This window comes from Promicromonospora sp. NPDC060204 (genome assembly GCF_042728455.1).
Classification (GTDB): domain Bacteria; phylum Actinomycetota; class Actinomycetes; order Actinomycetales; family Cellulomonadaceae; genus Promicromonospora.
In genome coordinates this window covers 1-5214 of sequence record NZ_JBHWZO010000357.1, presented here as the reverse complement: position 1 = coordinate 5214, position 5214 = coordinate 1, and the positions used below count along the sequence as shown (strand labels likewise).

At 71.1% G+C, this 5214-nt stretch carries 3 protein-coding genes; 1 reads left to right on the top strand and 2 read right to left on the bottom strand.

Translation table 11 applies throughout. The features are described from left to right. Positions 1 to 52: 52 nt before the first annotated feature. Both ACFWEJ_RS27065 and ACFWEJ_RS27060 read right to left on the bottom strand, forming a co-directional pair. On the bottom strand, positions 53 to 2887 hold the full coding sequence (locus tag ACFWEJ_RS27065) for a hypothetical protein (RefSeq protein ID WP_377232270.1): 2835 nt from the start codon (positions 2885 to 2887) through the stop codon (positions 53 to 55). Positions 2888 to 3009: 122 nt separating this feature from the next. After that, complete coding sequence (locus ACFWEJ_RS27060) at positions 3010 to 4251, bottom strand: anhydro-N-acetylmuramic acid kinase (protein ID WP_377232269.1); 1242 nt, start codon at positions 4249 to 4251, stop codon at positions 3010 to 3012. A 71-nt stretch (positions 4252 to 4322) separates the two neighbouring features. Between ACFWEJ_RS27060 and ACFWEJ_RS27055 the strand changes: the two genes are divergently transcribed. After that, a complete protein-coding gene (locus ACFWEJ_RS27055; protein ID WP_377232268.1) occupies positions 4323 to 5171 on the top strand; it encodes a class I SAM-dependent methyltransferase in 849 nt (282 codons plus the stop codon). Positions 5172 to 5214: the final 43 nt, after the last annotated feature.

The following is a 5214-nucleotide window of genomic DNA, read 5'->3' as shown; positions in this document are numbered from 1 at the left end:
GTCGTAGGACGTCGCCACCCCGGCCGTGGCGGGCTGCCGCGGGGCCGCCGCGTCAGCGGATGGTCACCGTCCCGGTGCTCGTCACCGACCTGGTCGTGTACCCGGCCCGCGAACCGGTCACCGTGACCGTCAGGTGCTTGCCCCGGGCCCGCGCCGGGATCACGAACCGGTTGCTCGTCCGGGTCGAGATGGTCACCCCGTCCGCCTTCCACACGTACTTCACCGACGACGGCGCCGGCGACCACGTCCCGCGGCTCACCGTCAGCGTCGACCCGACCCGCTTGGTCCCCGTGATCGTGGGCCGTGGCGCGGTGAAGGTCCCCGCGGCGACCGTCGAGGTCGCGGAGCTGGCGACCGACCTCGTCGTGTAGCCCGTGCGCGTGCCGATCACCGTGACGGTCAGCCGCTTCCCCTTCGCCGACGCCGGCACCACGAACGTGCTCGACGTCCGCGTGGAGATGGTCGTTCCGTTCGCCTTCCACACGTACTTCACGGACGACGGCGTCGGCGACCACGTGCCGCGCGTCGCCGTCAGCGTCGCGCCGACCTTCGCCGTGCCCTTGATCGTGGGCTTCGGGGCGGTGAACGTCCCGGGGGCGACGGCGGATGTGGGGGCGCTGGTCGCCGACGACTCGTAGTACTGCTTGAGGCCGGTGACCGTGACGGTGACCTTCTTGCCCGCCGCCGAGGCGGGGACGGTGAAGGTGCTCGACGTCGCGCCCGCAACCGCGACGCCGTCGACCTTCCACGCGTAGCGGAAGCTGGTGGGCGTCGGCGACCAGATGCCGGTGGCGGCGGTCAGCTTCGAGCCGACCTTCGCCGTTCCCGTGACCCTCGGCGTCGCTGCGGTGAAGACGCCAGGCTCGACAGTGACCGTCCGCTCCAGGCGGGCAGGAGCGAAGCCGTATCCGCCCCGATACAGCACGGTCATGGGGTAGGTGCCGGGAGCGAGCTCGTCCTCGTGGCCGATCGAGATCTTCCCGCGGCCATTCTCGTCGAGCTGGTCGCCGGCCCCGAACCAGGTCCCGTCGTCGAGCTGCAGGACCGCAACTCCTACCGGAACGAGCGAGTCGGACAGCACGTCGAACGCGACGAAGTCCGGCATCTGACCGTAGCGCCACGAGGAGGGCAGGTCACTCTCGACACGTGTGGCGGCGGGCGGCAGTACGACTACCTGACCGGTCCACGACACCGAGTCGGCCTCGCCCCAACCTTGGTAGTCGAACTGCGCCGTGTAGGTACCGGGTTCAAGTTGCAGATAGTGCATGCACCAGTTGCCCGGCGCGCCGTCCCAGGGTGGGGGTTCCGCCTCGTAGACATCGCCTGCGTTGCTGCCGACGCTGATCGTGGCTGGTCCGTACGTCGTGGGCCACCACAGAGGCGAGCCGTCCTCAGTGGCGAGCGTGAAGCAGAGCGTCTTCTCGGTGCCGTCGTGCCACGTCGCGGGTCCCGAGGTGGTGAGCTTTACGTTGGCCGGCTTCTGGAAATCGAACGAGGTCTCGACTGTGGTTGCGGCGTAGGGGGACCCGGAGAACGTCACGTCCAGCAGGTGGGTTCCGGTGAGCTCGTGCTGTCCGGTGGAGAACCGGATCTCAGCCGGATCCGAAGGCCAAAGGCCCACCGTCTCGAGCACCTGTACCTGCCCGTCAGGTGCCTGCGATGTCGGCTCAAATTGGCCGGAGACCGGCACCCCGTCAGCAAGGGTGGCATTGACGCCGATCCGGACGTCATCCGTGACGCGCAACGGACGGCCGGAAGGAAGCACGGGCTGCAGGGAAACTTCCACAGGGACGGGGTCGCCGACCATGATCGCCCAGTGCTGCGCAGAGCCGCCGTGGCCGTCGACGGCGGAGAAGACGGCGCGCTCCGCCGGAACCAGCGGCGGCGTCGCGTTCCTGCCGCTGAGTCCCCAGCTAAGGATCGACCCGTCGTCCAGCGCGGCACTGCCCTGGCCCGGGTTCATCGCAGCGAGCGAAACGACGGAACGTCCCGCCGGGGCGGCGGCGAGCTGTGTCCCGCTCGACGAGAGGACCCGTCCGTCCACAGTGGCGCCGACCACCTCCCCGTTGCCCATGTCGACGCCGATGAACCGTGTGCCCGCCGGGGGGTTGACGACTCGGGTCTCCCACCCGTCGACCAGTTCGTGGCAGCTCAGAATGACGCCGTCACTGCGCAGCGCGGCCCAGTCTCCCGAGTCCCGCCGGGCCGTGATGGCGGTGTAAGTAAGGTCGGCACCCGGATCGCGTGCCTCGGAGCACGACTCGCCCGGGGCGGAGGCAGGGTCGAGTGTCCCGTCCGAACGCAGTGCCAGGTGCCCTGAGATTGCTGTGTACCTCAGACCCTGGGGCGGCGTCTTCACCGGCGTTCCCGACGCGTTGACCACTATGCCGTCGGACCTGAGGATCTGTGTGGTCCAGTCCCAGCCCGCCGACACGGCAGTAAATGTCGTGCCGTCCGGTGGCGTGAGGTGGCGGCTCGATCCGCTGAAGGCGCCGGAGCCGTGGATGTCCACTCCTCCGTCGCCCCGCAGTATCAGGATCTGGCGATCGTCGGAGGAGAGCGCCACGGCATGAACACCGTCCGGAAGCGCTCGCGGCGAGTTGCCGTTGAACGCGCCGCTCAAGCTTCCCCATGCCACGACCTGTCCGCCGTGCGTGCTCGGCATTCCCTCCGGCACGAAGCTGGGATCGAGGAGTTCGGCATCCGTCGCGAGGGTTGGAGCAACGACTTCTGTCGTGCTCGCCGCGAGCGTGTCTATCGCAGGCGACGCGCCAGCGGCAGTCACACCAAGTCCGAGCACGAGACCCGAGGCCAGCAGCGACGCACAGGTCCGCCGTGCAGAGGGAAGGAACCGCCGTGTTACCGAGGTCGACATCGAGCGCTCCATCAGTAGCCGCGCATGGTCTACACGCGGGACGACAAGTCGCGTGACTGTATCCGCCGCGCGGCCGCGTTTGCCCCGAAATAAGGGGAGTCGCGCCCATCTTCACCCGGTAACGCTGCGGCGCCTCAGGCCGGCGCCAAGATCTCCAACCGCCCCGGCAGTCCCGCGCCCGCGCCCCGTCCCGGCGGGTACCGCCCGTCCGCTCCCGGCGTCACCGTCCCCAGCACGCTCGGGTGCCGCGCGCCCGTCGCCCCCGGCAGCACGCCGGGCAGGCCGTGCCAGGTGTGCCAGCCGAGCACCGCGAACGCCAGCGCCTCCTTGGTCTGGCTCGGCACGCCCAGCTCGTCGGAGGTGCGGACGGCGACCCCGGGCAGCTCGGACCGGAGCGCCGCCATGAGCACCGGGTTGCGGGTGCCGCCGCCCGAGGCGACGACCTCGGTGGCGGTGTCCCGGACGGCATCGGCCACGGTGCGGGCCGTGAGCGCCACGAGTGTGGCGAGCAGATCCTCCGCCGTCGGCTCCATGGGGCCGAGGCGGTTCAGCAGGTAGGAGAGGTGGAACAGCTCCTTGCCCGTCGACTTCGGGGCCGGTCGTGCGTAGTAGGGCTCGTCGAGGAGGCGCTCCAGAAGAAGAGGGAGCACTCGGCCCCGGGCGGCGAGCGCGCCGTCCGCGTCGAAGGCGAGGCGTCCGCCGGTGACGTGGCGGGTCGCGGCGTCGAGCAGCGCGCAGGCCGGGCCCGTGTCGAAGGCGACCGGCGTCGCTGCGGACGGCGTCGCCCCGGACAGCACGGTCACGTTCGCGATGCCGCCCAGGTTGAGCGCGACGGCGCCGGGGCGGCCGGCGAGCCACAGCGCGTCGAACAGGCCGACCAGCGGGGCGCCCTGCCCGCCGGCGGCGACGTCGCGCGTGCGCAGGCCCGAGACGACGGGGAGCCCGGTCGCCTCGGCGATCCACGCGGGTTCGCCGATCTGCAGCGTGCCCCGAACCGCGCCGCCCGCGGGCGCCCAGTGGAAGAGTGTCTGGCCGTGGGAGACCACGAGGTCGGCTCGCCCGCCGCAGAGCTCGGCCACGGCACGGGCCGCGACGTCGGCGAAGGCCTGTCCGATGCCGGTGTCGAGCCGGCACAGCGCCTCCGCGGTGGTGGCGGCCGGGGGCAGGGCCGCCATCAGCTCGGACCGGAGGGCCGCCGGGTACGGGGCGGAGATGTGTCCGAGGGGCGTGAGCGTCAGCGTGTTGCCGGCGAGCCGGAGGTCGCAGGCCGCGGCGTCGACCCCGTCATGGGACGTGCCGGACATCAGGCCGACCACGCGCAGTGAGAACTGCGGATCCGGCGGTGAAATGTGCGCCGCGGGTATGGGATTCACCATCACGGCGACGCCTCCGGTCGTGTTTGCACCAGTGTTAGCCCTTACTCCCCGTTTGCGTCACAATCTCCCACATGCTTGACGTCTCGATCGCCCCTGCTCCGGCGCCGGACGCGCCGTTCGAGGACCACGTCGAATGGGCGCGTAACGCCCCTGCGACTCCTGCTACACCCGCGGCGCTGTTCACGGGTGGTCTCGACAACGCTCCCGTCGACGACCGTCTCACGATCGACGCGCCGGAGTGGGACTACCCCACGCTGGCCCGCGAGATCGTGCTCAAGTCCCGCGGTGCCGTGCTCGACATCGGCACCGGTGACGGCGACTTCTTCGCGGGCCTCGGCCCGCTCCCCAAGGGTTCGGCCGCCACGGAGCTCGGCCCGGCCTTCCTCGCCGCCCGACGGCGCCTCGAGCCGCTCGGCATCGACGTGCGCCGCGTGGAGCCGTCCTGGACGGGCGACGTGCTGCTGCCGTTCTTCGACGGTCAGTACAGCGCGGTGCTCAGCCGGTTCAGCACCATCGACCCCGACGAGGTGGGCCGCGTGCTGGAGCCGGGCGGCACGTTCCTCACCGAGCAGGTGGACACGCGCGACGGCTTCGTCCTCAACCAGGCGCTCCGGGTGCCGCTGGGCTGGGATCCGGACGGCGTGACGATCGACGTGATCTCCGACGGCCTCGTCGCCTCCGGCCTCGAGATCGTCGAGGCCACGGAGTACGCGGGGACGCGCACGTTCAAGGACCTCTCCTCCGTGCTGTGGTACCTGCGGGTCGCGGCCTGGCAGGTGCCCGACCTGGCCGACCTCACCCCGGCCGCCGTCGCCCGCCACGAGGCGGCTCTGCGCGGGCTGCACATGCACTTCGCGACGGGCAACGTGCTCGTGGACGAGGCCCCGCGGATCCTGGTCACGGCTCGCCGCCCGTTCTGAGGCCGCCCGTTCCGGGAACGCCAGGGCCCGTCGAGACACGTGT